This is a genomic window from Pseudomonas sp. NBRC 111139 (assembly GCF_001753955.1).
GTDB lineage: Bacteria > Pseudomonadota > Gammaproteobacteria > Pseudomonadales > Pseudomonadaceae > Aquipseudomonas > Aquipseudomonas alloputida.
In genome coordinates this window covers 14,434-41,037 of record NZ_BCBP01000021.1, presented here as the reverse complement: position 1 = coordinate 41,037, position 26,604 = coordinate 14,434, and the positions used below count along the sequence as shown (strand labels likewise).

31 protein-coding genes are annotated in these 26,604 nt (G+C 61.9%); 20 read left to right on the top strand and 11 right to left on the bottom strand.

The window, feature by feature from the left end; all coding sequences use genetic code 11:
* The first annotated feature begins 1 nt into the window (after position 1).
* On the top strand, positions 2-850 hold the full coding sequence (locus BJQ17_RS06225; protein WP_070095768.1) for a 3-hydroxybutyryl-CoA dehydrogenase: 849 nt from the start codon (positions 2-4) through the stop codon (positions 848-850).
* A 12-nt stretch (positions 851-862) separates the two neighbouring features.
* Positions 863-1,444, top strand: a complete 582-nt coding sequence (locus BJQ17_RS06220) for a TetR/AcrR family transcriptional regulator (RefSeq protein ID WP_014859099.1) — start codon at positions 863-865, stop codon at positions 1,442-1,444.
* Positions 1,445-1,492: 48 nt separating this feature from the next.
* Here BJQ17_RS06220 and BJQ17_RS06215 read toward each other — a convergent pair whose 3' ends face one another.
* From BJQ17_RS06215 to BJQ17_RS06195, 5 genes are read right to left on the bottom strand one after another with little or no spacing between them, the layout of a single operon-like run.
* On the bottom strand, positions 1,493-1,870 hold the full coding sequence (locus BJQ17_RS06215) for a response regulator (protein ID WP_003256176.1): 378 nt from the start codon (positions 1,868-1,870) through the stop codon (positions 1,493-1,495).
* 44 nt (positions 1,871-1,914) lie between these two features.
* On the bottom strand, positions 1,915-3,141 hold the full coding sequence (locus BJQ17_RS06210; protein ID WP_003256177.1) for a hybrid sensor histidine kinase/response regulator: 1,227 nt from the start codon (positions 3,139-3,141) through the stop codon (positions 1,915-1,917).
* On the bottom strand, positions 3,135-3,710 hold the full coding sequence (locus BJQ17_RS06205; RefSeq protein ID WP_019751057.1) for a chemotaxis protein CheB: 576 nt from the start codon (positions 3,708-3,710) through the stop codon (positions 3,135-3,137). Before BJQ17_RS06205 ends, BJQ17_RS06210 begins: the two co-directional genes overlap by 7 nt.
* A complete protein-coding gene (locus BJQ17_RS06200; protein WP_003256179.1) occupies positions 3,707-4,528 on the bottom strand; it encodes a protein-glutamate O-methyltransferase CheR in 822 nt (273 codons plus the stop codon). The genes BJQ17_RS06205 and BJQ17_RS06200 overlap by 4 nt, the downstream gene beginning before the upstream one ends.
* On the bottom strand, positions 4,525-7,992 hold the full coding sequence (locus BJQ17_RS06195) for a response regulator (protein ID WP_070095767.1): 3,468 nt from the start codon (positions 7,990-7,992) through the stop codon (positions 4,525-4,527). Before BJQ17_RS06195 ends, BJQ17_RS06200 begins: the two co-directional genes overlap by 4 nt.
* Before the next feature lie 248 nt (positions 7,993-8,240).
* Here BJQ17_RS06195 and BJQ17_RS06190 point away from each other — a divergent pair, with 248 nt between their 5' ends.
* Positions 8,241-8,591, top strand: a complete 351-nt coding sequence (locus tag BJQ17_RS06190) for a response regulator (RefSeq protein ID WP_054889289.1) — start codon at positions 8,241-8,243, stop codon at positions 8,589-8,591.
* Between the two features lie 69 nt (positions 8,592-8,660).
* Here the strand turns inward: BJQ17_RS06190 and cobF are convergent, their stop codons facing one another.
* Positions 8,661-9,410 (bottom strand): precorrin-6A synthase (deacetylating), encoded by a 750-nt coding sequence (gene cobF / locus BJQ17_RS06185; RefSeq protein WP_064614821.1) that lies wholly within the window; start codon positions 9,408-9,410, stop codon positions 8,661-8,663.
* Positions 9,411-9,477: 67 nt separating this feature from the next.
* Positions 9,478-10,767, bottom strand: a complete 1,290-nt coding sequence (locus tag BJQ17_RS06180; RefSeq protein WP_070095766.1) for an OprD family porin — start codon at positions 10,765-10,767, stop codon at positions 9,478-9,480.
* 361 nt (positions 10,768-11,128) lie between these two features.
* On the opposite strand from BJQ17_RS06180, the gene BJQ17_RS06175 reads away from it, so the two are divergent.
* From BJQ17_RS06175 to BJQ17_RS06165, 3 genes are all read left to right on the top strand, one after another.
* The gene (locus BJQ17_RS06175) at positions 11,129-11,488 is read left to right on the top strand and encodes a histone-like nucleoid-structuring protein, MvaT/MvaU family (protein ID WP_070095765.1); all 360 of its coding nucleotides are present in this window, start codon (positions 11,129-11,131) and stop codon (positions 11,486-11,488) included.
* A 224-nt stretch (positions 11,489-11,712) separates the two neighbouring features.
* Positions 11,713-12,240, top strand: coding sequence for a lactoylglutathione lyase (gloA, locus tag BJQ17_RS06170; protein WP_003256188.1), 528 nt, complete (start codon positions 11,713-11,715; stop codon positions 12,238-12,240).
* A 97-nt stretch (positions 12,241-12,337) separates the two neighbouring features.
* Complete coding sequence (locus tag BJQ17_RS06165; RefSeq protein WP_003256190.1) at positions 12,338-12,580, top strand: hypothetical protein; 243 nt, start codon at positions 12,338-12,340, stop codon at positions 12,578-12,580.
* Between the two features lie 56 nt (positions 12,581-12,636).
* Here the strand turns inward: BJQ17_RS06165 and BJQ17_RS06160 are convergent, their stop codons facing one another.
* The gene (locus BJQ17_RS06160; protein ID WP_070095764.1) at positions 12,637-13,458 is read right to left on the bottom strand and encodes a shikimate 5-dehydrogenase; all 822 of its coding nucleotides are present in this window, start codon (positions 13,456-13,458) and stop codon (positions 12,637-12,639) included.
* 161 nt (positions 13,459-13,619) lie between these two features.
* On the opposite strand from BJQ17_RS06160, the gene BJQ17_RS06155 reads away from it, so the two are divergent.
* Positions 13,620-13,973 carry a hypothetical protein gene (locus tag BJQ17_RS06155; protein WP_003256193.1) on the top strand — a complete coding sequence of 118 codons (354 nt, stop codon included), beginning with the start codon at positions 13,620-13,622 and terminating at the stop codon, positions 13,971-13,973.
* A gap of 94 nt (positions 13,974-14,067) precedes the next feature.
* A complete protein-coding gene (locus BJQ17_RS06150) occupies positions 14,068-14,250 on the top strand; it encodes a hypothetical protein (protein ID WP_003256194.1) in 183 nt (60 codons plus the stop codon).
* 90 nt (positions 14,251-14,340) lie between these two features.
* Here the strand turns inward: BJQ17_RS06150 and BJQ17_RS06145 are convergent, their stop codons facing one another.
* Positions 14,341-14,655 (bottom strand): hypothetical protein, encoded by a 315-nt coding sequence (locus BJQ17_RS06145; protein WP_003256195.1) that lies wholly within the window; start codon positions 14,653-14,655, stop codon positions 14,341-14,343.
* 164 nt (positions 14,656-14,819) lie between these two features.
* Here BJQ17_RS06145 and BJQ17_RS06140 point away from each other — a divergent pair, with 164 nt between their 5' ends.
* Complete coding sequence (locus BJQ17_RS06140; protein ID WP_014861141.1) at positions 14,820-15,644, top strand: S24 family peptidase; 825 nt, start codon at positions 14,820-14,822, stop codon at positions 15,642-15,644.
* Between the two features lie 38 nt (positions 15,645-15,682).
* Here BJQ17_RS06140 and BJQ17_RS06135 read toward each other — a convergent pair whose 3' ends face one another.
* A complete protein-coding gene (locus tag BJQ17_RS06135) occupies positions 15,683-16,006 on the bottom strand; it encodes a DUF1654 domain-containing protein (protein WP_070095763.1) in 324 nt (107 codons plus the stop codon).
* A 234-nt stretch (positions 16,007-16,240) separates the two neighbouring features.
* Here BJQ17_RS06135 and BJQ17_RS06130 point away from each other — a divergent pair, with 234 nt between their 5' ends.
* Positions 16,241-16,915 (top strand): polysaccharide lyase family 7 protein, encoded by a 675-nt coding sequence (locus tag BJQ17_RS06130; RefSeq protein ID WP_003256199.1) that lies wholly within the window; start codon positions 16,241-16,243, stop codon positions 16,913-16,915.
* A gap of 315 nt (positions 16,916-17,230) precedes the next feature.
* Positions 17,231-18,157 (top strand): D-alanyl-D-alanine endopeptidase, encoded by a 927-nt coding sequence (gene pbpG / locus BJQ17_RS06125; RefSeq protein ID WP_012051929.1) that lies wholly within the window; start codon positions 17,231-17,233, stop codon positions 18,155-18,157.
* A gap of 268 nt (positions 18,158-18,425) precedes the next feature.
* Here pbpG and BJQ17_RS06120 read toward each other — a convergent pair whose 3' ends face one another.
* On the bottom strand, positions 18,426-18,872 hold the full coding sequence (locus BJQ17_RS06120) for a hypothetical protein (RefSeq protein ID WP_070095762.1): 447 nt from the start codon (positions 18,870-18,872) through the stop codon (positions 18,426-18,428).
* A 174-nt stretch (positions 18,873-19,046) separates the two neighbouring features.
* Between BJQ17_RS06120 and BJQ17_RS06115 the strand changes: the two genes are divergently transcribed.
* The 9 genes from BJQ17_RS06115 to BJQ17_RS06075 all read left to right on the top strand — a co-directional run bounded on the left by BJQ17_RS06115 (position 19,047) and on the right by BJQ17_RS06075 (position 26,592).
* On the top strand, positions 19,047-20,381 hold the full coding sequence (locus BJQ17_RS06115) for a lysine N(6)-hydroxylase/L-ornithine N(5)-oxygenase family protein (protein ID WP_070095761.1): 1,335 nt from the start codon (positions 19,047-19,049) through the stop codon (positions 20,379-20,381).
* Between the two features lie 177 nt (positions 20,382-20,558).
* Entirely contained in the window at positions 20,559-21,752 is a 1,194-nt protein-coding gene (locus BJQ17_RS06110; protein WP_070095760.1) for a PepSY domain-containing protein, read from the top strand.
* Entirely contained in the window at positions 21,749-22,288 is a 540-nt protein-coding gene (locus tag BJQ17_RS06105) for a thiamine pyrophosphate-binding protein (RefSeq protein WP_070095759.1), read from the top strand. Before BJQ17_RS06110 ends, BJQ17_RS06105 begins: the two co-directional genes overlap by 4 nt.
* Positions 22,285-22,605 carry a hypothetical protein gene (locus tag BJQ17_RS06100; RefSeq protein ID WP_003256211.1) on the top strand — a complete coding sequence of 107 codons (321 nt, stop codon included), beginning with the start codon at positions 22,285-22,287 and terminating at the stop codon, positions 22,603-22,605. Before BJQ17_RS06105 ends, BJQ17_RS06100 begins: the two co-directional genes overlap by 4 nt.
* Entirely contained in the window at positions 22,602-23,171 is a 570-nt protein-coding gene (locus BJQ17_RS06095) for a DUF6162 family protein (RefSeq protein ID WP_003256212.1), read from the top strand. The genes BJQ17_RS06100 and BJQ17_RS06095 overlap by 4 nt, the downstream gene beginning before the upstream one ends.
* Positions 23,172-23,187: 16 nt before the next feature.
* On the top strand, positions 23,188-24,090 hold the full coding sequence (locus BJQ17_RS06090; protein WP_003256213.1) for a metal ABC transporter substrate-binding protein: 903 nt from the start codon (positions 23,188-23,190) through the stop codon (positions 24,088-24,090).
* On the top strand, positions 24,087-24,833 hold the full coding sequence (locus tag BJQ17_RS06085; RefSeq protein ID WP_019751012.1) for a metal ABC transporter ATP-binding protein: 747 nt from the start codon (positions 24,087-24,089) through the stop codon (positions 24,831-24,833). The genes BJQ17_RS06090 and BJQ17_RS06085 overlap by 4 nt, the downstream gene beginning before the upstream one ends.
* Complete coding sequence (locus tag BJQ17_RS06080) at positions 24,833-25,732, top strand: metal ABC transporter permease (protein WP_070095758.1); 900 nt, start codon at positions 24,833-24,835, stop codon at positions 25,730-25,732. The genes BJQ17_RS06085 and BJQ17_RS06080 overlap by 1 nt, the downstream gene beginning before the upstream one ends.
* Positions 25,729-26,592, top strand: a complete 864-nt coding sequence (locus BJQ17_RS06075; protein WP_070095757.1) for a metal ABC transporter solute-binding protein, Zn/Mn family — start codon at positions 25,729-25,731, stop codon at positions 26,590-26,592. The genes BJQ17_RS06080 and BJQ17_RS06075 overlap by 4 nt, the downstream gene beginning before the upstream one ends.
* Positions 26,593-26,604: the final 12 nt, after the last annotated feature.

Here is a 26,604-nt window from a genome sequence, read left to right as displayed (position 1 = left end):
CATGAGCATTGAACAGATCGCCGTGATCGGCGCGGGCACCATGGGCAACGGCATTGCCCAGGTGTGCGCCATTGCCGGCTACCAGGTGCTGCTGGTGGATGTTTCCGACGCAGCGCTCGAGCGCGGCGTGGCCACCTTGAGCAAGAACCTCGAGCGCCAGGTCAGCAAAGGCACCCTCGACGCCGACAAGGCCGCAGCCGCCAAAGCACGCATTCGCACCAGCACCGACTACACCCAGCTCAGCGCTGCACACCTGGTGATCGAAGCGGCGACCGAGAACCTGCAGCTCAAGCAGCGCATCCTGCAGCAGGTGGCAACCAACGTTGCCGCCGACTGCCTGATCGCCACCAACACCTCGTCGCTGTCGGTGACTCAACTGGCCGCCAGCATCGAGCACCCCGAGCGCTTCATTGGTGTGCACTTCTTCAACCCAGTACCGATGATGGCGCTGGTCGAAATCATTCGTGGCCTGCAGACCAGCGACAACACCTACGCCCAGGCGCTGGTGGTGACCGAAAAAGTCGGCAAGACCCCGATCACCGCCGGCAACCGTCCGGGCTTCGTGGTCAACCGCATCCTGGTGCCAATGATCAACGAGGCGATCTTCGTGCGCCAGGAAGGCCTGGCCAGTGCCGAGGACATCGACATCGGCATGCGCTTGGGCTGCAACCAGCCGATCGGCCCGCTGGCGTTGGCCGACCTGATCGGCCTGGACACCCTGCTGGCGATCATGGAGGCCTTCCATGAAGGCTTCAACGACAGCAAGTACCGCCCTGCTCCGCTGCTCAAGGAAATGGTCGCGGCCGGCTGGCTGGGGCGCAAGAGCGGTCGCGGTTTCTTCACCTACTGAGGACCAAGCGCCATGCCCCCGGTCAATGCCGCAATGCGCTGTGCCAACTTTGAGGAGCGACGTGACCGGGCCATGGCATTGTTTGCCGAAAAGGGCTTTGGCCAGGTCAGCATGCGCGAGCTGGCGGCCCATGTGGGGCTGACCGCCGGCTCGCTGTACCATCACTTTCCCAGCAAGCAGGACCTGCTGTACGACTTGATCGAAGAGTTGTACGAAGAGCTGCAGGCCACCCTGGACCAGGCCCGCCGGGCCATGGCCCGGGGGACATCGGCATTGAGCTGCCTGATTGCTGCGCACTGGCAGTTGCATGCCGAACGGCCGCTGCAGTTTCGGCTGGCCGAGCGGGATTTGTGTTGTTTGAGTGAGGCGCAACAGGCGCACCTGGCATCGTTGCGCAAGCGCTATGAGGCGGGTTTGCTGCGCTTGATCGCACCGCAAGCGAAACTACCGGGGCAAGCGTTGGACGCTACAGCGCATGTACTGGCGACGTTTCTCAACCAGCTGCCGGGGTTGCTCAAAGCACTGCCTGAAGCGCAAGGGTTGGAGCTGATGGAAAACTTGCTGGTCGGCGGGATTGAGCGGACGCTGCGATAGCCTGCAACGGCCTCCTCGCGGGTTTGCCCCGCGAAAAGGCCGGATGCCTCAGCGCAACAGCGACTGGATCTGCTCGTGCAAGGTATCCAGGTCAAACGGCTTGGCCAGGATAGGTGCCTTGCGGGTGATCGGGCTGCCAGATTCGAGAATCTCCGCCGGGTAGCCGCTGATGAAAATCACCTTCAGGTCGGGCCGCAATTTCACCGCGGGCTCGGCAATATCCACCCCCGAGATCCCCCCCGGCAAACGGAAGTCTGTCACCATCAGGTCCAGGTGCGGTTTGCTGGCCAGGATGGCAAACGCCTGCTCGCCATCCTCAGCCACCAGGACGTGGTACCCCTCACCCGCCAGGTAATCGCGCAAAATCATGCGAATCGCCGGTTCATCCTCGACGACCAGAACCACATCTTGTGCATCTTCACTCATGTTAACGCCTTGAAATACTTACAGTTGGCCATCAGACCCCAGGCTTACACAGAGGTTGCCCGCGCCTGGTCGTTTTGTTCTTTGAATATTGCCATCGGCAATTGCAGGGTGAATGTGGCACCCTTGCCCTCCTCGCTTTCAACCTGTATCCGGCCACCGTGTGCCTGGACGATCTGCTCGGAGATGTACAACCCCAGGCCCAACCCTCCGCTGGCCTGCTGGGCAGAGACCCGCTCGAACTGCTGGAAGATCCGCTGCTGGTTGACGGCGCTGATACCGATGCCGTGGTCCTGCACCTGCACCCAGGCCATGCCGCCCTGCTCGAACACCCGTACCTGCACCGGATTGCGCTCGCCGTAACGCATTGCATTGGACAACAGGTTGGCCACTACTTGTTCAATCCGGAATTCGTCCCACTCCCCCTTCAGCGCTTCGCAACGCTGCAATTCGATGTGTGTTTCCAGGGCCATGGCCTGCGCCGTGAAGTTTTCCACCAGCCCACGCACCAGTTGGCCCAGGTCAAACAGTTTGGGCCGCAGCGACAGTTTACCGGTACGGATGCGCGAAACATCGAGCATGTCCTCGACCAACCGGATCAGGCTGTTGATCTGCCGTTCGTCGCGCTCGACCATGGCCTGCAGCTTGTCGACACTGAAGGCGTCCAGGTTGCCCCGTGCCAGGTGCATCTTGCGCAACTGGGTTTCCAGGATCAGGCCATTGAGCGGCGTGCGCACCTCGTGGGAGACGATCGACATGAAGTCGTCCCGCATGCGCACGGCGTGCTCCAGCTCACACCGTGCCACCTGCAGCTGGCTGAGCAACAGCTCCTGTTCCTGGCGGCTCTGCTCCAGGGCTTCCAGCTGCCGGCCAAGCACCTTGCGCTGGCGGAACAGGTCGACGAACACCGAGACCTTGCTTTTCACCGCCAGGGTGTCGAGCGGCTTGTGCAGAAAGTCCACGGCCCCGCTCTCGTAGCCCTTGAAGGCATAATTCATCTCGCGACCCGCCGCGCTGACGAAGACGATCGGGATGTGCTTGGTCTTGTCGGTACCGCGCATCAGCTCGGCCAGTTCAAAACCGTTCATGCCCGGCATCTGCACATCGAGAATGGCCAGTGCGAACTCGTGCTCGAGCAGCAACGACAAGGCAGCCTCGGCAGACTGTGCCTGGTGCACCTCGCGGTCCTCGCCCTGGATCAGGGCATCGAGCGCCAGCAGGTTTTCCGGCAAGTCGTCGACAATCAGCAGTTTGGCGATGGTGTGGCTTAGCATGCGCTGTATTCCAGGGTCGCGAGCAACTGCCCGATACCGCTCAGAGTAAGAATATGGTCGGGCTGGTGCAGGGCCAGGGCGGCCTCCGGCATCAGGGCAACCTGTGCGTCACGAGGGTCCTGGACAATCGTGCGCCCCCCATTGTTCTTGATGTAGGCAAGGCCCCTGGCGCCGTCTTCGTTGGCGCCGGTAAGCAGCACACCCAGCAGGCTGTCGCCATAGGCATCGGCCGCCGAGATGAACAGGAAGTCGATCGCTGGGCGCGAGAAATGCACCGGTTCTTCCTGGCTCAGCGACAGCGTCAGGTCGCGCTCCACCGACAAGTGGTAACCCGGCCCTGCCACATAGATCTGCCCGCCGCTGATCCTCTCCTTGTCACGTGCCTCGCACACCGGCCGATGCAGCCGCCGCTGCAGCACGCCAGCCAGTTGGCTGTGGCGGTCGTCCGGCAGGTGCAGCACGCAGAGCACCGGTATGGCGAACGCCGATGGCAACGTGCCGAGCACCTGGAACAATGCCGCCACGCCACCGGCCGAGGCGCCGATCACCACTGCACGTACACCGCTCATGATTTACGGAAGATCCGTTGGGGCTTGACCAGCGGCTCGAAACGATCGCTGTAGGCCGAAAAATCCACCGATTCCTTGCTACCCAGCACCAGGAAACCACGGTGGCAGAGCGACTCATGGAACAGGCCCAGCGCCCGATCCTGCAGGTCCTTGTTGAAGTAGATCAGCACATTGCGGCACGACACCAACTGGGTCTCGGAGAACACGCTGTCGGTGGCCAGGCTGTGGTCGGCGAAGGTGACATTGTCGCGCAGGCTGCTGTCCATGATGGCGTTGCCATAGGCGGCGGTGTAGTACTCGGCGAAGTCTCGGCGGCCACCGGCAAGGCGGTAGTTTTCCTCGTATTCGCGCATGCTCTGCATCGAGTAGATGCCCTGCTTGGCCTTGTCCAGCGAATGCGGGTTGATGTCGGTGGCGTAGATGATGGTGCGCTCAAGCAGCCCTTCCTCACGCAACAGGATGGCCATGGAATACACCTCTTCCCCCGTGCTGCAGCCCGCGATCCAGACCTTGATCGAGGGCCAGGTACGCAGCAGCGGCACCACTTCGTTGCGCACGGCAAGGAAGTGGTCAGGGTCACGGAACATCTCGCTGACCGGGATCGTCAGGTACTGCAGCAGTTGCATGAACATGCCCGGGTCGTGCAGCACACGCTCCTGCAGCGCAGACACCGTCAGGCAATCGAACTGACGCAGCGCGTGGAGGATCCGACGCTTGATCGAAGCGCCGGAATAATTGCGGAAATCGTAGCTGTACTTGAGGTAGATCGCCTCGATCAGCAGTCGGATCTCGATGTCGGTGTTGCGTTCGCTAGTCAAATTCGCTCCAGTTGCGGCAGCCAGACACGGATCAACGAGAACAGGCGGTCCAGGTCGATCGGCTTGGCCAGGTAATCATTGGCACCGGCTTGCAGGCAACGCTGCTGGTCATCCTTCATGGCCTTGGCGGTCACGGCGATGATCGGCAGTTTGCGCCAGCGCGGTTGCTGACGGATCAGACGGGTGGCCTCGAAGCCGTCCATCTCCGGCATCATCACGTCCATCAGCACCAGGTCGATGTCGTCGTGCTGCTCCAGGCGCTCGATGGCTTCGCGCCCGTTGCGGCCGATTTCGACAATGGCGCCCTTGTGCTCCAGGGCACTGGTCAGGGCGAAGATATTACGCACATCGTCATCCACCAGCAGCACCTTGCGGCCCTCGAACACCTTGTCGCGGCTGCGCGCGGTCTTGAGCATGCGCTGACGCTCGTTGGACAGCTGCGATTCGACCTTGTGCAGGAACAGCGTCACTTCGTCGAGCAGGCGCTCCGGCGAACGTGCGCCCTTGATGATGATCGAGCGTGAGTACTTGAGCAGATCGGCTTCTTCCTCGCGGGTGAGGTTGCGGCCGGTATACACGATCACCGGCGGGAAGGCGCGGATATCCTCGGCGGTCATGCGCTTGAGCAGCTCGTTGCCGAGCATGTCTGGCAGCTTGAGGTCGATGATCATGCAGTCGTAGATGTTCTGGCGCAACAGCGCCAGGGCATCCTGGGCCATGGCCACGGCCGTGATCTCGACATCGTCGTCGCCGATCAGCCGGGCGATGCTCTCGCGCTGCAGGTCGTCGTCTTCCACCAGCAGGATGTGCTTGAGCTTTTGCGTAAGCTTGGCTTCCAGGCGAGCGAACACCTCCTTGAGCTCCTCGCGGCTGGTGGGCTTGACCGCATACCCCACCGCCCCCATGTGCATGGCCGCCTCGACACGGTCTTCCACCGAAATGATGTGCACCGGGATATGGCGGGTGCTGGCCTGCTCCTTGAGGCGCTGCAGGACGGTGAGGCCCGAGTGGTCGGGCAGGCGCATGTCCAGCAGGATCGCATCCGGAATGTACTGGGCCGCCAGCTCGAAGCCTTCGTCGGCGCCATGGGCCACCAGGCAGCTATAGCCCAGTTCATGGGCCAGATCGAAGAGGATGCGGGCAAAGTTGGGCTCGTCTTCGATCACCAGAATGCAACGGGTATCGAAAGGGGCCCGCTCGCGGTCGTCGGCAAAGGCCGGCGCCGGGCGCATGACAGCGGCGGCCAACGGCGCTTGCGGTGCGGGCGGCAACGCATCGACGGCCGGGCGCAGGCTTTGCGGCTCGACGTCTTCGGCCTCGGCGGCATAGCGCTCCGGCAGAATCAGGCTGAACACGCTGCCTTGCCCAGGGCTGCTGTCGACATTGATCTGGCCACCGAGCAAATGCGCCAGGTCACGGGAGATCGACAGCCCCAGGCCAGTGCCACCATAACGGCGATTGCTGGTGCCATCGACCTGGTGGAAGGCGCCGAAGATCGCCTGCTGCTGATCGGCCGCAATGCCGATGCCGGTGTCCCGGACTGCGAACACGATACCGCTGCCTGCCTGGAAGCTGACGTTCATGCTGACCTGGCCACGCTCGGTGAACTTGATGGCGTTGGACAGCAGGTTCTTGAGGATCTGCTCCAGGCGCTGACGGTCGGTGAACAGCGTGACCGGTACCTGCGGCTCGACCTTGACCTCGAAGGCCAGCCCCTTGTGGCCGGCAAGCGGCTGGAACATGCCGCGCAAGCCTTCGACCAGGCGCTCGACCTGGGTGGTCTCGGGCCGTACTTCGAGCTTGCCGGCCTCGACCTTGGCGATATCGAGAATGTCGTTGATCAGGTTGAGCAGATCGTTACCGGCCGAGTAGATGGATTCGGCGAACTTGACCTGCTCCTCACTGAGGTTGCCTTCACCGTTCTCAGCCAACAACTTGGCCAGGATCAGCGAGCTGTTGAGCGGCGTGCGCAGCTCATGGGACATGTTGGCGAGGAATTCGGACTTGTACTTGCTCGATCGCTGCAGGTCGTCGGCACGGGCCTGCAGCTCCAGCTGCGCCTGGCTCAGCTCATCGTTCTTGCGGTCCAGCGCATCGGTGCGTTCCGACAACTGCTCGTTGGTCTGCTCGAGTTCGGCCTGTTGGGTTTCCAGATGGGCTTGAGACTCCTTGAGCACCCGTGACTGCTCTTCGAGCTCTTCGTTGGCAGTCTTGAGTTCTTCCTGCTGCACCTGCAGCTCTTCATTGAGTTGCTGGGTTTCGGCCAGCACTTCCTGCAGGCGCTGACGATAACGGGCGCTCTCGATCGACATGCCCAGGTTGCCGCCGACCCGCTCCAGCAGCTCTTCATCCCGTTCTTGCAAAGGGCGCAGGAAACCCAGCTCGATCACCCCGTTGATCTGCCCGTCTTCGGTCGCCGGCATCAGCAATGCACTGCGCGGCAAGCCACTGCCCAGGCCGGAACTGAGGCGGTAGTAGTCTTCGGGCAGATCGTCCAGGCGCAGCAAGCGGCCTTCGCGGACCGCCTGGGCCAACAGGCCATGGTGGTCCGACTCAACCTGCTCGCGGGCCTGCGCTTCGGTACTCAGGCCATAACAGGCCACGCGCACCAGCCGGCCATGCTCATCGCGCACGTACACGGCGCCCACCACGCTGCCCAGATAAGAGGCAAAGAAGCGCAGGATGTTCTCGCCAAGCATGGGCAAGGTCAGTTGCCCGAGCACCTGCTGCGCCAGCTGGGTCTGGCCGTTGCGTAGCCAGGCCTGGTGCTCGAGGCGCTGCGCCGAGCGTTGCTGGGCTTGCAGGTTTTCAGCGTAGTTGGCCGAAAGTGCCAGCAGGTCACGACGGCCCAGGTAGGCCAGCAATGCACTGAGACCGACAATGAACAGCACGAAAGCCGAAATCGCCGTCACAGTGACGGCACTGACTTTTTCGTTACGGGCCATGCGCAGTTGTTGTTCGGTAATGATCAGGTCATCGAACTCCTTGCGGATTTCATCGGTGATGCGCTTGCCCCGGCCATTGCCGATCGAGGCCTGGTAATCGCCCTGGCTGCGGCGCAGGCTGATCATCTCGTTACCGAAGTCGTTCCAGGCCCGCTGCAAGGCCATCAGCCGGTCAATACGGTCAACCTGCTGCGGGTTGTCCTCGACCATGCTGCGCAGGCTTTGCAGGCTGCCGAGAATGCGTGGCTTGGCCACCTCGTAAGGGTCAAGGAAGCGCTCGTCGCCCGTGATCAGGAAGCCGCGCATGCCCGTTTCCATGTCGATCGACAGCTTGACCGTTTCGTTGGCGTTGCCGATCACCCGGTCGGTGTGCTCGACCCACTGCATGGCCGAAAGCAGGTAGTTGATCACCGCGACGAAGGCCACGGCCCCGAGCAGGCCAACCCCCAGGGGGAGGCCGATGTTACGGCTCAACAGCTTGCGAAAGCTTCGCTGGTCCATCGAGGCTGCTTGAATCATGAGAAAACGCCCGAGCTAGAAAAGTCCATTGAAAAGAGTGGCCGATCAGTCGTTATTGTTATCTGCCACTGCGCTGTCCTGATAAGCGAGTCTAACCAGCTTTCACGGGTCTGGCAGGGCATTTAGCCAGTATTTGAAGGTTGCATTCGGCAATCGTTCCATCTATTTGCATGGAGCGGTATCCTCGGGAACTTCTGATGCCGCGCGGTGCACAGATTAAAGACACTCATTTGTACAGGATTTGAACCATGCACCTTCTGGTAGTCGAAGACGACGACATCGTACGTATGCTGACGGTCGAAGTGCTCGACGAGTTGGGCTACAAGGTCATCGAGGCAGAAGACGCCGCAGCCGCCCTGCGTGTACTTGAAGACCCAAGCCAGGCGCTGGCACTGATGATGACCGATGTGGGGCTGCCGGACATGCGAGGTGAGGTGCTGGCGGGCAAAGCGCGCGAACTGCGGCCGCTATTACCGGTGCTGTTCGCCAGCGGCTACGCCGACAGCCTCACGGTACCGGAGGGCATGCACCTGATCGGCAAGCCGTTCAGCATCGATCAGTTGCGGGACACGGTGGTGGGCATTCTGGGTAACCCTTGAGCACGGCGTTGCCTGTTTCGCTTGCCGGAGCGGGCCTGCCCGCGAAGAGGCCGACACAGGCAACCCACCTCACAGCTCTCTGCGCAGCAGATAGGTATCCATGATCCACCCTTTGCGCGCCCGCTCCCGCTCGCGCACTTCCAGTATCCGTGCCTTCACCGCCTGCAACGGCCCGGCGATCAGCACTTCATCCTCGGTCCCCAGGTACGCGCCCCAATAGATGGTCAGCGCCGGGTCATCGAGCCCGGCAAAGACGCACTGCCCGTCGAGCATCACCACCACGTTGTCGATAGCCCCCTGCCCGGCCAGGCGTCGCCCCGGCAGCACGGTCAGGGGCTCGCCGATGCGGTTGAGCGGCACCTGGTGCCGCGCCGCCAGCGCCTGCACACTGCTGATGCCAGGGATGACCTGCAAGCGCAACGTCACGCCCTGTTCGCGGACCAGGTCGAGAATGCGCAGGGTGCTGTCGTACAGGGTGGGCTCGCCCCACAGCAGGAAGGCCCCCGTTTCCCCGTCGCCAATTTCCTCCTCGATCAGGCGCGCATACAGCGCAGCACGCTGCCGGTGCCAGTGCTGCACCGCGCCCAGGTAGTCATCCGCCTGCCCATCGCGCAAAGGGTCGACCACCGGCACCAGGCGATAGCCACCTTCGGGGCGGTAGCGCTGCAGAATGGCCTTGCGCAGGCGTACCAGTTCATCTTTGTCGTCGCCCTTGTCGAGCACGAAGAACACGCTAGCGCTACGCAGCGCATCGACTGCTTCATAGGTGACCTGGCGCGGGTCACCCGCGCCGATGCCGATCAACAACAGGTCTTTCATTGCCCTGCCCTTTGCGGGAACCCGCCACCATTGTCAGGCGGCTACCGGTATTTGGCAAAGCAGCCGCTTAGAAGATCGAGAAGTTGTAGCTGACAATGACCCGCGTCTCATCCATGTCACGCGCCCACTGTTCATAGTTGCTGCGGTAAGTGGAATTACGCAGGCGTACGCTGACATCCTTGAAAGAGCCACTTTGCACCTGGTATTTGAACTCGGTGTCGCGTTCCCACTCCTTGCCTTCGGCACCGCTGCCCGGCACCTTGATATTGTCGCCGTTGATATAACGGGTGAAGAAGGTCAGGCCGGGTACACCCAACGCCTTGAAGTCGTAGTCATAGCGCACTTGCCAGGAGCGCTCCTGTGCAGCGGCGAAATCATTGACCTGGGCGTAGTTGACCAGGTACGGGTTGCTACCATCCAGGTACGGCATGGCGCTGCTGCCATACATGCGCTGCCAGCCGGCGCTGAGCTTGTGGCCACCGAGGCTGTAGCCAAGCATGCCGCTGAAGGCGCGATGGTCGATTTCGCCCGCACGGGCATTGCCGATGTCATCACTCTTGATCAGGCGCATGTCAGCCGACAGGCTGCCCACCGGCAGCGGCTGACTGGCCACCAGGCCGAGGAAGTGCTGACGGTAGATATTCTCCAGTTTGGCCACTTGGTACTGGGCGCTGAAACGCTCGTTGAAACGGTAGTCGACACCGGCCAGGTCGAAGTGGTCGGCTTCGGTATCGCAGGCATAACGCTTGTTTTTGCAGTGCACGCGGATGTCCTGGCGATCGGTGGAATCCCGAGCGGTGTAGTTGTCCAGGCGAGCCAGGGTGAACTTCAGGTCGTGCAGTTCTTCAGAGGTGAGCATGGCACCTTGGAACAGGGTCGGCAGCAGACGGCCATCGTTGTACTTGAGCAACGGCACATCCGGCATCATTGAGCCGTACTTGAGCACGGTATTGGAGACCTTGACCTTGGCCGCCAGGCCCATCTTCGCATACTGGTCGGCCGAGTGCCGGGGGTCGTGGCCAGACGAGGGCAGCAATCCACTGTTACTGTCGGCCGGGCTGGAGTCCAGTTTGAAGCCGAACATGCCCAGCGCATCCACACCAACACCTACCGGGCCTTGCGTATAACCCGATTGCACATTGAGGATGAAGCCTTGTGCCCACTCTTCGCGCTTGGATGCGCCCTGGCTGGAACTGCTGTAACCGTCCCGGAAGTCCCGGTTGAAATAGACATTGCGTGCTTCGATCTTGGCACTGCCGTCTTCAAGAAACCCGGCAGCCTGGGCGTTGACACCGGCACACAATAGAACCAGGCCGGTTACACGGCGCCCGGGGGCGAGGGGGAAAGGGGAAAACATGCGAGGAAACATCCAGAATGAAGACGAGTTAACAACCTGTGGCACGGGTTGGCCACGGCACTGCGGCAGGTCCGAACATGAGTCGGCCATCATCTGAAATGATCGCGCAAAGGCTCTGGCGCGGGCCATTGGACCATGGTCTAGCCCCCCTGTCGCGCAACCGCAGAAAAACCGCAAAATAGCGCACGCAAAACTAGGAAAGTTCCCGGCTTACTTGCAAAAAGTTAGCAGTTTACCCAGTAGACATGAATGACTACACTCGATATCAGCGAACAGTGGAACCCACCTGCGTGGCCGGCGTTTTTACTCTTCTTCAATGTTCGTCACGCCCTGCCACGACCGACGTACAGGAGTGATTACAGTGTCCAGACTTGCAGAGTTTCGTGCTGCCGAAAAAGCGCTCCAGGAACAGATGGCGCAACTGGAAGCGTTGAAAAAGGATGCCGGCCTCAAACGCGAAATCGAATTCGAGCAGAAACTAGTCGGCCTGATGAAAAGCTATGACAAGAGCCTGCGCGATATCATCGCCATCCTCGACCCGAAGGCTGTGGCCCGCGCTTCCAGCCCCCCCCCCAAGCAACAACGCCGCCCACGGGTGGTCAAGGTCTATCAGAACCCGCACACCGGCGAACGCATCGAGACCAAAGGCGGCAACCACCGCGGCCTCAAGGCCTGGAAAGAACAATATGGGGCCGCCACGGTAGACAGCTGGGTACGCTGATGAAATGCCCACAAAGGCTTCACGCTTTTTTCACAAGGACTGGCTCAGTATCGAAACAGCTAAAGGATTAGCGACCCCATCACGCGCCCGCACATGCGGGCCTCTAATTTCAGCGCCCTGCCTTTGCAGGGCGCTTTCATTTGCGCAATCGGCGCACTGCCGTATCATGGCCAGCCTGTCTGTTTTGCCGGCGCCCTGCGCCCGGCCCCGTCTCAGGAGTTCCCATGAGCCTGCACGATCTGCAAACCCTGCCTGGCGTCACCGCGCAACCTGACGCCGCCACCGCCCAGTTCGTCTTCAACCACACCATGCTGCGGGTCAAGGACATCGAGAAGTCCCTGGACTTCTACACCCGCGTGCTGGGCTTCCGCCTGGTGGACAAGCGTGACTTCCCTGAAGCCGCTTTCAGCCTGTACTTCCTGGCCCTGGTCGACCCTGCCCAGATCCCCGCTGATGACACCGCCCGCCACCAGTGGATGAAGGCGATCCCCGGCGTGCTGGAGCTGACCCACAACCATGGCACCGAAAACGATGCCGAGTTTGCCTACCACAATGGCAACACCGACCCGCGCGGCTTTGGCCACATCTGCATTTCGGTACCCGACGTACGCGCCGCTTGCGCGCGCTTCGAGGAACTGGAAGTACCGTTCCAGAAACGCCTGCAGGACGGCCGCATGAACCACCTGGCCTTCGTCAAGGACCCGGACGGTTATTGGGTCGAAGTGATCCAGCCAACCGAGCTCGAAGGCTAAGCGTTCGTCGCGGCGCGCTCGTCGGGCCGGGAACTCCCGGCCTCTTGCTGTGGTATATGAAGGTAACTGCTTCACATGCCACAGCGAGGTAAGGACGATGCAATCTCTTCACTGTGAATACCGCGAGCACACCATCACTGCCAGCGTGATGCCCCATCCCGACTCCCCCCTGCCCTATGCCGCCGGCTGCCTGATCACGGCACCTGACGGGCACACCAGCAAGCGCATGTCGATGCCCATGCAGTTCTTCTCCGACCTTGAGAATGCGCAGCGTGTGTCGCTGGCCCATGGTCGGGCACTGGTCGACAAACAGCTGGATAACGGGCACGAGGTGTTCTGATCCGGGTTTCGCCTGTACCCCCTTCGCCGCCGAAGCTGTGAAGGGGGTGGCATTAACTAGCTAGCCCGCGCGTATGCCACCGCCGCATCCACCTGCGCCTGCGTCGGCCTTACCCCGGTGTATAACACGAACTGTTCCAGCGCCTGCAGCGCAATGACCTCCACCCCAGTGATCACCGGCTTGCCCAACGCCTGAGCCCGGAGAATCAACGGCGTCTGCGCCGGCATTGCCACCACATCGAACACCCGCTCCGCCGCCGCGATGGCGTGCTCGGGAAACGCCAGCTCTTCTGCCTCCTGCCCGCCTGCCATACCGATCGGCGTCACGTTCACCAGCATCGGCGGGCAGAGGTCGCCTGGCTCTGGCACCCAGCGATAACCACAGACATCCGCCAACTGACGCCCGGCCTGCTCGTTGCGTGCAACGATGATGCCTTCGGCAAACCCGGCATCGCGCAAGGCGCTGGCCACGGCCTTGGCCATGCCCCCACTGCCTCGCAGGGCAAAGGCAGTGCCCGGATCGACCTGATGCTGAACCAGCAATTGGCGCACGGCCAGGTAATCGGTGTTGTAGGCCTTCAGGTGGCCATTGCAATTGACAAGGGTATTGACCGAGTCGATGGCCGCCGCCGAGGGATCAATTTCGTCGACCAAAGCCATGCAGGCTTCCTTGTACGGCATCGACACCCCGCAGCCGCGAATACCCAAGGCGCGGATCCCTGCCACCGCCGCCGGCAGGTCATCGGTGCGCATGGCCTTATAGTAGAAGTCCAGGCCCAACTGCTGGTACAGGTGGTTGTGAAAGCGCACGCCGAAGGTGCCGGGGCGACCGGCCAGAGAGATGCAAAGCACGGTGTCCCGGCTTGGAGTTGTCGCCATAGCAGGCTCCTTGGTCATAACTGAAACGTTTATTCAGCGTAACAGAGTCAACCACTGGTCGCCCCTTACACAACCTTTACCGTTCCCCTGTGCTCAGCTGACAGAGACCGGAGTCATAGTAACAGGGCCCCGGACGTGGGGTTTTCCTGCGAGGTTGCTTTATGAACCGTCTCATTCCCGGAATCGTCCTGCTGGTCGGCGCCCTGGCCATCAGCGGGCCTGCAGCAGCGCACGGCGGCTATGGCGGCCATGGGCACGGTGGTTGGTACGGGCCGGGTCCACTGCTGGGTGCGGCTGTGGTCGGCGCCGTGGTTGGGGCGACGGTTTATGGCGGCCATGACCGCACAGTGTATGTCGAACGCCAGCCGGTCTATTACGCGCCGCCGCCGGTGTACGTACAACCGCCACCACAGCCGGTGTACTACCAGCCCTACTACGCACCACCCCCACCGCCACCGGGCTACCGCACCTATTATGGGCCGCCACCGGTGTACTACGGGCCACCGCGCTGGTAATGGTTGATAGGAGCAATGATCACTATCGAGGAAGTTGATTTCAAACAATCCCGGCTGCTGCGTATGGTAGAGCCATGTTTCACAGGAGGTCCCCATGGCCACTATCCAGATCATGTCCGTTGTCGGCAGCGCCGTTCCCGCCTCACTGCGTGAGCAGGGCCTGCTGGCGTGCTGGTACCTGGTTCGCAACGGCGAAGCCGTGAGCGGCCCGATGCCGACGCTCGCTTCAGCCCAGGCACTGGCCGAACAATTGCAACCAGGTACTTTGGCTGCCTGAACCGAATTTGTTGTGCGTTGCTCCCTACGCCCTTGTCGCCCGCCAATTTGGCGGGCTTTTTTTTCTTCACAGATCGCCCGGGCTGCCACCTCATGTTTGGCCGCTACTGCCCAGCTTGCTGGTCAGCACCATGACCTTGCCTTGCAGCTGGCCTACGGTCATCACCAGCTCGTTTCGTTCCTTGGCGAGCAGTTCAGCTTTTGCTTGCGCCTCCCTTCGGGCATCCCGTTCGATGTCCAGCAGCTCTGTCAGGTGGCGGATGACGGCAATTTCAGCGTTGTCCATCGCGCGGTCGACTGCATCCCTCGACAACCATTTACGCAGCCACAGAAACGCACCCAGCAGTACAGTCCCCGTACCGCCCAGCCAAGTGACGGTGCCCGGGCCGAGGTCGGTCGGATCCATGTGAACCTCATTACAGATGATGATGTGATCAGCCCTGGAGAAAAATGTCTCGCTAGCTTTCCTTGTTTGCGCGCTTAATTTAGCCTACAGCTAACAACACCACAAGGATAGATTTAGCCATGCGCACATTTAGCAGCAAGCTAAACACTGGCATGCTTCACCCCATGGACATCTACCAAATTCGCAAGCACAACCTGGTGAAGCTGATCGGCAGCCAGAGAAAGGGCACCTGCGCAGAGCGCTGGGGGATGGCGCCTGCACACCTTAGCCAGATCCTTTCCGACAAGACCGTGAAAAACCTGGGCGATGACGTGGCCCGCCGCATCGAGGGCATCGAAGGTTTGCCACGGGGCTGGTTCGACGCGCTGTCGCCAGGCGAACACGCACAAGCGGCTGCCGAGCCAGGTGACAACAAGCTCTCTGCAGCCGACCTGGTCAAACAGATGCTTGCCCGAAGCGGCAAAGGTATCGCTGAAGAAACCCGGCAAAGGCTGCTGGCTGCGGCGCAAGAGCCTGCAGATGCCACGCTGCTGGAAGCCGAGCCGCTGCGCCCCGGCCTGGTCGGTGACGAAGTGTGGATTGCCCACTATGACGTGCGGGCAGCCATGGGCGGCGGCCAGATCCCCCACGACTACCCCGAGATGTTCAAGGACGTTCGCGTCAGCCCCAGCCACCTGCGCGAACTGGGCGTGACGTTCAGCGAGCACCATCACCTGAAGATGGTGACCGGCTGGGGCCAGTCGATGGAGCCGACCATCAGGCACCGCGACCCGCTGATCGTCGACGTCAGCATCCGAGAGTTCGTCGGCGATGGCATCTACTTCTTTTCCTGGGGCGACCACATCTACATCAAGCGGCTACAGATCGCGGACGAGGACCACTTCGAGATGATCTCCGACAACTCGCGGCACAAAGACCGCATGATTCGTCGGGAAGAGACCTACATACAGGCCAGGGTCCTGCTGGTGTGGAATGCCCACCTTGTATAAACCGAAGCCCGCCCTGACCGGCGGGCTTTTGCTGAAGCTCAGAACGGTGCAGCTTCCTCGACCTGAGCCTCGCAGTCGCGCTCGACGATAAAATCATCACGCTCTTCCACGCTACTGCGCGCCCATCGCACCGTCACGCTGGCGTCATCATTGAACGTCAGCTGCAACTCTGGCGTTTCCAGCAGTTGGCCCATCACCTCCTCCCATTCCGCTTCACCGTCGGTATCCAGACGGTGCACCACTACCCAGCGCTGCGTCTGTGCGAGCGGGTGGTTGATCATTGACGATACCCGCAGGCTAAGCCGCTCTATTCCGTTCATTTCCTGGCGCTGTTGAGGTTCCGACTTTATGTGGCTTGCCATATTCTCATCCTGATAGCTGTATATTCGTACAGTACTCGGCGAAAGCTTAGCTCACCGTCAAATCCTGCGTAAAGCCCCCCACTGCGAAAAATTTCGCCTGTAGGTAATTTCCCGTGAAGCGAAATTAATTTAGCCATCAGCTATTGAACGATCTTTAGCCTGAGGCTAACTTTGTGTTCGGCCGTCGCTTGTACGGCGGCTATGCCACTCAAACCTTTTCGCCAGGAGTTCCCCATGGCCGTAGATATCAGCCACCTCACCATCGCCACGCCGGTAGCCGTCTCCTCAACCAACCCCGTTGCTCTGGAGCTGAACGGTGCTGAAGCGATTGCCCGCTTTCCCAGCATCGTGACGGTGCTCAGCGATGGCTCGATCCAGTTCTCAGCCCCAACCAAAGGTGCTTCGAGCAAAAGCACCCACAGGACACGCTGCGAATGGACGGAAACGCAAGACTGGACGCTGGCCAGCGCCCAGGATCACTGGAATCGCCAGACCATGACGCTGACCAAGGTCAACTCGGCGCAGAAGGTGGTCATCGCCCAGATGCACGTACGCGGGGATGACGGCCCGCCAGTAAAGGTGTTCTGGAACAAGGGCAACATCACACTGGGGTTTCGACGCACCTTCAACCAGACCGACCCGGTGAATTCCACAGTCCTGAAGGGGGTGCCACTGGGTGCGACGTTCCACATCAGCATTCACACCACGTCTGAAGGCGTGGTAACCGTGACGGCCGAATGCAACGGGGTATCCGCCTCGTCGGGCGATTTGCAGCTCGACAGTACCTGGGCTTCGCACCTGTTCGAGTTCCACGGCGGGGTCTACAACCAGGTCGACTACACCGACGCAACCCCCGCCGAGGACGGCTCGATCTGCATCATCAGCGAGCTCTCGCTCATCCATCGCTGAACGCCTAAGGCCAGCAGGGCATCCCGATGCCCTGCCCTAATATTGAAAGCCTGATGCCGTCCCACGCATGCAAAAAACCAGCACGGGGCTGGGCTTCTGTTAGCTGGGCTGAACAGTGTTTCTGCCTGCCGGTCACACGCCATCCCGTCCCGACGTGATGGGTGAAGAATGGGCAAAGGATTAAATATCGTTCACCTTGCGCCCTTTAGGCATAAGGCATTCGACAGCAATTCAGCCATACTCCAGAATGCATCGGTTTTTAGGGGGAAAACCCTTGCACAGCCAACGACATACCAACTTTTAGTGAGCCTCAACGTGAAAACATCCCTGTCCATCCTCAGCCTGCTGCTGTTGCTCACAGGTACCGCGACCCTTCCGTCGACTGCTGCTGCACAACCCCCGGCCCAGGTTCAACGTGACCCCTCCAAACTGCATCTGGCTTCAGGCAGCGCTCTGCTGATCGACCTGAACAGCAACCAGGAGCTGTATTCAAGCCATGCCGACCGCGTGGTGCCGATCGCTTCGGTGACCAAGCTGATGACGGCGATGGTGGTGCTGGATGCCAAGTTGCCCATGGATGAAATGCTCACCATGACCATTGCCAACAACCCGGAGATGAAAGGTGTGTACTCGCGCGTGCGCCTGGGCAGCCAGCTGGACCGCCGCGAAACCCTGCTGATTACCCTGATGTCGTCGGAAAACCGTGCGGCCAATAGCCTGGCCAACGCCTACCCCGGCGGCTATCCGGCGTTCATCAAGGCAATGAATGCCAAAGCCCGCAGCCTGGGAATGGCCCACACCCGCTATGTTGAGCCGACTGGCCTGTCGACGCAGAACGTATCCACTGCCCGCGACCTGGCCAAGCTGCTGATGGCCTCGCGCAAGTACCCCATGCTGAGTGAGCTGTCGACCACCCGCGAAAAGACCGTCGCCTTCCGCAAGCCCAACTACACCCTGGGCTTCCGTAACACCGACCACCTGGTGAACAAAAGCAACTGGGATATCAAGCTGACCAAGACCGGCTTCACCAACGAGGCCGGGCACTGCCTGGTATTGCTGACCCGCATGGATAACCGCCCGGTGGCCATGGTCATTCTCGATGCTTTCGGTAAGTACACCCACTTCGCCGATGCCAGCCGCATGCGTCAATGGCTGGAAACCGGTGCCGCCAAACCGGCACCGGCAGTGGCCATGCAGTACAAGGCCGACCGGCAGAACAAGGGGCGGTTGGCGGCCGAATGACCGCCATTTCCTGGCGCGTGCGGGCTTGTCCGCGAAACAGACAACGCGGTGGATAGCACGGGCTTCGCCCGTGTTCGCGGGTAAACCCGCGCCTACGACGGCCTGCGCCCGATCACCAATGTGTGTGTCCAACCCTGATCAGGTGTAGGAGCGGGTTTACCCGCGAATACGGTAGAGGCGGCAACGGTGAACGGCGGGTGGAAACTGGTCAGCAGGGCCGGCCCATTCGCGGGTAAACCCGCTCCTACAGCGGCCTGTGCATGTCCAGTCAGGCCGTAGCGCTAACCATCCCGCCCGCACTGCTGCCGCCCTCTTGCTGCAACAGTTCCAGCAACTGCGCCGTGGCCGCCATGATCTGCCCATTGAGGGTAGCAATGCTCGCCTGCTTGGCACCAACCGCTGCTGCTTTCGCAGCCTCGTCCATCTTGCTGTTCTGCAATGCAGCCAACTGTTTCTGTTCCTCTGCCAATTGCTTCTGCAGATCCTTGATCAATTGACGCAGCTCGCTCACAGCCTCCGACTCGCCACTGCCTTCTGTGTCGGTGGATTGCGCCGGGCTACCCGCCGACACCTTCATGCTGTCACTGCTGATGCTCAAGGGCCCCAACGCCTCACCGGCCTGTTTCGCCTGCTCACGCTCGGTTGCTGCGTTCGCGCTCAGCGTCTGCGCTGAAACACCATTGATCATCAGGTTGCTTGCCGTGATACCGCTCATGTTGATTCCCTGCCTGAAAAATTGGTCCTTGCCGTAACCAACACATCGGCCGCCTCACGCTGTTCTTTAGCCCGCTTAAATTCCCCCTCGGCTGGCTCGTTCCAACTCATGTACTTGCGCAGGAGCCGGAGCCCCGGCGGGCGTCCATATTCGACCATTCAGGGAATCGCAGCCATGAGCCAGTCTTCACAGCAGGAAACCATCAAAGACATGATCGGCGTGGGCTTCGGCCCCTCCAACCTGGCCTTGGCCATCGCCCTGGAAGAACTCGCCGAATCCCGGGGCCATGCACTCGACGCACTGTTCATCGACAAGCAGCAAGACTACCACTGGCACGGCGAGACCTTGGCTACCCAGAGCGAGTTGCAGATCTCGTTCCTCAAGGACCTGGTGTCGCTGCGTACCCCAACCAGCCCTTACAGCTTCGTCAACTACCTGCACCAGAAGCAGCGCCTGGCCGACTTCATCAACCTCGGCACCTTTTACCCCTGCCGCCTGGAGTACAACGACTACCTGCGCTGGGCCGCCGAGCATTTCGCCTCCCATGCGGTGTATGGGCAGGAAGTGTTGCGCATCGAACCGCACATGCATGCAGGCCGGGTCCAACACCTCTGCGTGATCACGCGTGACAAACAAGGCCGCGAATACAGCCGCGCCACCCGCTCAGTGGTGGTGGGCAGCGGTGGCACGCCGAAAATCCCGGAAAACTTCGGCGCCTTCAAGGACGACCCGCGAGTCTTCCACCACTCGCAGTACCTGAGCAGCCTGACCAAACTGCCGTGCACGGCTGGCAAACCCATGCGCATTGCCGTGATCGGCTCAGGCCAGAGCGCCGCCGAGGCGTTCATCGACCTCAACGACAGCTACCCGTCAGTCAAGGTCGACATGATTCTGCGCGGCTCGGCCCTCAAGCCCGCCGACGACAGCCCTTTCGTCAACGAGATCTTCTCCCCCGACTATACCGACCTGGTCTACAACGAACCGGCCGAACAGCGCAGCAAACTGCTGGGCGAATACCACAACACCAACTACTCGGTGGTCGACCTCAACCTGATCGAGCGCATCTACGGCATCCTCTACCGGCAGAAGGTTGCCCATCAGCACCGCCACAACGTGCTGTGCCGGCGCCAGGTGGAAGCGGTGGTGGCCACCCGCGAAGGCCTGGAACTGACCCTGCGCGACCTCGCCACCGGCCAGCAGCAAACCCACCGCTACGATGCCGTTATCCTCGCCACCGGTTACGAGCGCCGCTCGCACCGCGAATTGCTCGCGCCGCTGGCCGATTACCTGGAGGACTTCAGCGTCGACCGCAACTACCGCGTACTGGCCAGCCCGGACCTGCAAGCCTCGGTGTACCTGCAGGGCTTCTGCGAAAACAGCCACGGCCTGAGTGACACCCTGCTTTCGGTCCTGCCGGCACGCGCTGCGGAAATTGGCCGAGCGCTGTACCAGGACCTGGAGCAGTTGCACGAAAAGCCCCAAGCAGCCGTGGCACTGACCCGCGCCTGACCCCTCTCTACAACCAGCCATCAAGGCCGGACTGGTACCTCGTGCGCAGTCCGGTGTTTGTGCTTTGAAACATTTGCTTTCATTTTAACCTGCAGGTTTTCGATTCTCATTCGTCCTTATCAGTACAGCACTCTTTGGTTGGCACACGCTCGACCACCCATAGCAGAAGACCGTCTGATGGCCCAATCACCGAAAAAATCCAAATCCAAGCTGTGGTTCCTGGTCCACAGCTGGCTCGCCTTGCCGATCTGGTTCTTTGTCCTGATCGTCTGCTTCACCGGCATGCTCGCCGTGGTCAGCCAGGAAATCGTCTGGCTCGCCGATCCGGCTGTGCGCGCCAACAAGCCAGACGCGGACACCGAGCGCATGAGCTTTCAGCAGGTACTGGAGGCCTTGAACAAGGCCGAGCCGGACATGGTGGTGGAGCGCCTGAGCCAGCCAGATGGTTCGCACTTCGCGGTGAAAGCCAATGTCACCCTGCCTGACGGCACCCGCCCGACGCTGTATGTAAACCCCTACACCGGAACCATTCAGGGCAAGACCCCGGACTTCAACTTCGAAGCCTTCACCCGCGCCCTGCACGGCTGGTGGCTGGTGCCGTTCACCAACGGTTTCAGCTGGGGCTGGTACCTGGTCTCGCTGCTCGGCCTGCCGATGCTGGCCTCGCTGGTCACCGGCCTGGTGGTTTACAAGAAATTCTGGAAAGGCTTTTTCAAACCCGTGCGTACCGGCCATGGTTCGCGAATTTTCTGGGGTGACCTGCACCGTCTGTCCGGGGTGTGGTCAATCTGGTTCATTGCGGTCATTTCCGTCACCGGCACCTGGTTCCTGATCCAGGCGATCCTGTCTGACAACCACATCACCCTTTCCAGCCAGCCCATCGTGCCGGTGATCGCCCGTGAGGAAGTGCCACAAACGCCAGATGGCAGCCCCGCCTCGCGCATCGACCTGGATGAGGCGGCACGCCTTGCCGGGCTGGCGATCCCGGGGCTGGAAGTGACCTCCATCTCGCTCCCCGCCACTGCCTACAGCCACGTCATGCTGTCTGGCCCGGGCTGGTACCCGTTGATGTTTCAGAGTGCGTCGGTCAATCCGTACACACGCAATGTCGACAGCCAGTTCCTGATCAGCGACCGTTCGGCCCTGGAGTTCGTCACCGAGTCCATGCGCCCGCTGCACACCGGCGACTTTGGCGGTTTGCCGATCAAGCTGGTGTGGTTCTTCTTCGGCCTGATCCTCACCCTGATGGTGCTCAGCGGCCTGCTGATCTGGGCCAAGCGCACCGCCCAGGCCACCGCCGCGGCCCTCAAGCGCAGCGAGCGCGCTCCACGTGCAGCTCACAGTGAAACCACCGTGGAGATCCATTCATGAGCCAGGCCCAGGCCCTGCCCGCCAGCCCGCTGAAGCAGCTTTGGCTGAAGTGGCGTTTTCACCTGAACATCCTGCTGATCCTGATCCCGCTGGGCTTCATGCCCAAGTACTTCGCCGACGCCAGGCTGTTCCGCGGCGACGCCGGCCTTGGCGCCAACGTGATCAGTGACATCCAGGTCGGCCCTTACAGCCTCGACCTTGCGGAACTGCGTGACGAGGCGCCACACGCCGACGGCCCCGCCGGCTACTTCAAATCGTTCAATGCATCGCTGTGCAAGGCCTGCATAAAAAACGTCAAGGCAGCCTACCTGCGCATCGGCAAGCCAAGAAGCCTGCGCGCCGCCGGCACCATTTTCTTCGGTGCACCTTACAACATGGGCACCTCGTTGCCGATTCCGCCGCGTACCAAACCCGACGCGCACATCTGGATCACCCTGGAAGGCTGGGACGGCAGCATGCACCAGGCGTCGATCCCCCTGGCCAAGGTATCGCCAGCCACTGTGGCATGGCTCGAGAAACAAGGAGAAAACAAATGAATCACCGGATGCGCACCCTGGCGCTGCCCTTGCTGGTACTAGTCGCCGGCCCTGCGCTGGCGCACAACCCGATGTGCGAATGCGAAGAACTGGCCAGCGGCCAGGTCAAGTGCACCGGCGGTTTCTCGGACGGCAGCGGTGCCCCCGGAGTGACCCTGGACGTGATCGGTTATGACGAACAGGTGCTGGTCGGCGGCAAGCTTGGCGACGACTCGACGCTGACCTTCAAACGCCCGGACGGCGAATTCTACGTGCTGTTCGATGCTGGCCCCGGGCACGTGGTGGAAGTGGACTACGCCGATATCGCCCAGCCATGAGCCGCGCCCACGTCATTCGCCCGGCCGGTGCCGGGCACGAAACCCTGTACGTGCTGCTGGCAAGCTTGCTGATCGTGGTGCTCGCCGCCAGCGTGGTGCTGCTGCGCGGTGAGCGCGAGGACGAACAGGCCATCGCCAGCCACCAGATCGACGCCCGCCGCGACCTCACCGCCGCCGAGCAAGGCCTGTACACCGACCTGCGGGTAGCCTTCGACGAGATCCAGCTCCTGCGCGAAGAAAACGCCGTCACGCCCAGCGTAAAGGCCCTGGCCGAAGAAGGCCTGCCGCCGTTCGTGGTCGATGCCGGCAGCCAAAGCCGTGGCGGCCACCAATGGTCATGGCTGGAACCCGGCGCCTACCTGGGCCGCAGCCAGGCCCCGGAAGTGGCCGGCAGCCTGCTGCTGATCCTGCCACCCGACAGCACAGGCCAAGCCGATATCTGGCTGCGCCGCGACAGCGCCGCCGTGATCCCGGACGACCTCGGCCAGGCCGCCCTGATCGCGGCTGGCTGGCAACAAGTGGTCAGCCACTACGACGCCGGGGTCACCCGCGAACACCGTCACTGAACCCAAGGACCCGCCCATGTTTCGCTCCGCCCTCGCCCTGCTCCTGTCCCTTGCCCTGCCGGCAATGGCCCTGGCCGATAACAGCAAGCCGCTGCGAATCGGCATCACCCTGCACCCCTACTACAGCTACGTGAGCAATATTGTCGGCGACAAGGCCGAGGTGGTTCCCCTGATTCCGGCGGGCTTCAACCCGCACGCCTACGAGCCGCGGGCCGAGGACATCAAGCGCATCGGCACGCTGGACGTGGTGGTGCTCAACGGTGTTGGCCATGACGATTTCGCAGACCGCATGATCGCCACCAGCGAAAAACCCGACATTGCCACTATCGAAGCCAATCAGAACGTGCCGCTGTTGGCGGCCACTGGCATCGCCGCGCGCGGTGCCGGCAAGGTGGTCAACCCGCACACCTTTCTGTCGATCAGCACCACCATCGCCCAGGTGAACAACATCGCCCGTGAACTGGGCAAACTCGACCCGGACAACGCCAAGTTGTACACGCAAAACGCCCGTGCCTACGCCAAGCGCCTGCGCGCCCTGCGTGCCGAGGCCCTGGCCAAGGTCACCGAAGCCCCTGGCGCAACGTTCCGGGTCGCCACCATCCATGCTGCCTATGACTACCTGGTGCGCGACTTCGGTCTGGAGGTGACCGCCGTCGTCGAGCCGGCCCATGGCATCGAGCCCAGCCCGGCGCAGCTGAAAAAAACCATCGACCAGCTCAAGGCACTGGACGTGCGGGTGATCTTCTCGGAAATGGACTTCCCGTCGGCCTATGTCGAAACCATTCAGCGTGAGTCCGGCGTACGCCTGTATCCGTTGACGCATATCTCCTACGGCGATTACACCAAGGACAAGTACGAGGTGGAAATGAAGCGCAACCTGGACACCGTGGTCCGCGCCATTCAGGAGAACCGCGCATGACCGCTGCCGCCAAGCGGGTGACAGCCTGCGGGCCGCGCATCGAGTTCACTGGCATCGACCTGACCTTAGGGCGTACGCGCATCCTCGAACAGGTCAGTTTCAGCGTGGCAGCAGGCAGCGTGCACGCCATCGTCGGCCCCAACGGCGGCGGCAAGAGCTCGTTGATCAAGACCCTGCTCGGGCAGATGCCACACCAGGGCCAGCTGACCTTGCATTGGCCTGGTGAGCGCGAAGTGATTGGCTACGTGCCGCAGGCACTGGAGTTCGACCGCGGCCTGCCTATGACCGTGGACGACTTCATGGCCGCCATGTGCCAGCGCCGCCCGGCCTTCCTCGGCCTGTCGCGGCGCGTGAAGCCAGCCATTGATGCAGCCTTGGTTCAGGTTGGCATGCTCGACAAACGCACGCGGCGCATGGGTGCACTGTCCGGCGGTGAGCGCCAGCGCGTGCTGCTGGCCCAAGGCCTGATCCCCGAGCCGCAGTTGCTGGTGCTGGACGAACCGATGTCGGCCCTCGATGAAGCCGGAATCCAGGTGTTCGAACAGTTATTGCAGGGCTGGCGCCAGGCCGGCACTACCGTTCTATGGATCGAGCATGACCTGGAAGCCGTGTTGCGTCTGGCGGACCGGGTAACAGGCCTGAACCGCCAAGTGCTGTTCGATGCGCCGCCTGCCCAGGCCCTGACCCCGGAGCGCCTGCTCGGCCTGTTCTCCGTTCACCCGCGTAGCGAGAGCCTTGCCTGATGAGTTTTGAAATCTTTCGCCAAACGGTCCAGGACTGGGCCACTTCCGGCTATCTGCCCGAGGCGCTGGCCTACGGCTTCGTGGTCAACGCCCTGTTGGCCGGCCTGATGATCGGCCCGGTGTTGGGCGGCCTGGGTACCTTGGTGGTGGTCAAGCGCTTTGCCTTCTTCTCCGAAGCGGTCGGCCATGCGGCGCTGACCGGCGTGGCCATCGGTATCCTGCTGGGTGAGCCCTATACCGGCCCTTACGGCAGCCTGTTCGGCTACTGCCTGCTGTTCGGCATCCTGCTCAACTTCCTGCGCAACCGTACCGGGCTGTCGCCGGACACACTGATTGGCGTGTTCCTGTCGGTGTCGCTGGCGCTGGGCGCCAGCCTGCTGCTGATGCTGGCAGGCAAGATCAACGTGCACATCCTCGAAAACGTGCTGTTCGGCTCGGTGCTGACCGTTAGCGCCCAGGACTTGCTCGTGCTGGGCATCGTCGCGGTGCTGGTGCTGGCCTTGGCGCTGCCGCTGTACAACCGCATCATGCTGGCCAGTTTCAACCCGCAGCTGGCGGCTGTGCGCGGGGTGGCGGTGAAGACCCTGGACTATCTGTTCGTGGTGCTGGTGACGTTGGTGACCGTGGCTGCGGTGAAGGTGATCGGGGCCATCCTGGTCGGTGCGCTGCTGGTCATCCCGGCCGCCGCCGCTCGCCTGGTCAGCCAGTCGCTCAAGGGCTTTTTCTTCCTGTCGGTGCTGATTGCCACCATCAGTACCCTGTTCGGCATCCTGCTACCGATCGTTTTCGACCTGCCGGTGCCGTCAGGGGCCGCGATCATCCTGGTCGCCGGCATCTGCTTTGCCCTGGCCGCCCTGGCCCGCGCACTCGTTCCTCGCCTGCAAGGAAACCCGGCATGAACTTCAAACACCTGACCCTGGCGCTGGCACTGGCCGGCCTGCCGTCCCTGTCTTTCGCCACGCAAGTGCTGACGACCCTGCCCGTCACCCATAGCCTGGCCAGCGCCCTGCTCGACGGCACTGCGGTGCAGCTCCAGCAGGCAGCACCGGCCAACCTGCCTGCCAGCCGCCAACCGTCGTATTTCAGCGGGCGAGGTGGCGCAGGCCTGCACAAGGCCGCCCAGCAGGCAGATGCGGTGATCGCCGTGCGTTCGATCTGGCGCGACGACCCGCTGTACCCGATGGCCCGGCGCAGCAATATCCGCATTGTCGAGATCGATGCCGCACGACCGGTGGATGGCGCCCTGCCGGGCATTGCGGTGAGCGGTGACGATGCCTATGGCGCTTACCCCTGGCTCAACCCGACCAACCTCGGGCGCATGGCCGACGTGGTGGCCAATGACCTGGAGCGCCTGGCGCCTAACGACAAGGCAAAGATCCAGGGCAACCTGGCAGGGCTCAAGCGCCAATTGCTGGAGCTTTCGGCCAGCAGCCAGACGCGGCTGGCCAAAGTCGACAACCTGACGGTGGTGAGCCTGTCGGAGAGGCTGGGGTATCTGGTCAACGGGTTGAACCTGGATGCGGTCGAGCAGCCACTGCCGGCCGAATGGGATGCGGCCGCCCTCAAGGCGCTGGGGGAGAACCTGAAGGCGCAGGACGTGGCGCTGGTGCTGGACCATCGTCAGCCGGACGCGGCAGTGGCCGAGGTAATCAAGGCGGCCGGGGCCAAGCTGGTGGTGGTGGAGAGTGACCCTGAAGATGCAATTGCGGGGCTCAAAGCCAGCGTTGACCAGGTGGTTGGGGCATTGGGCGAGCGCTGATCGGACAGGCCC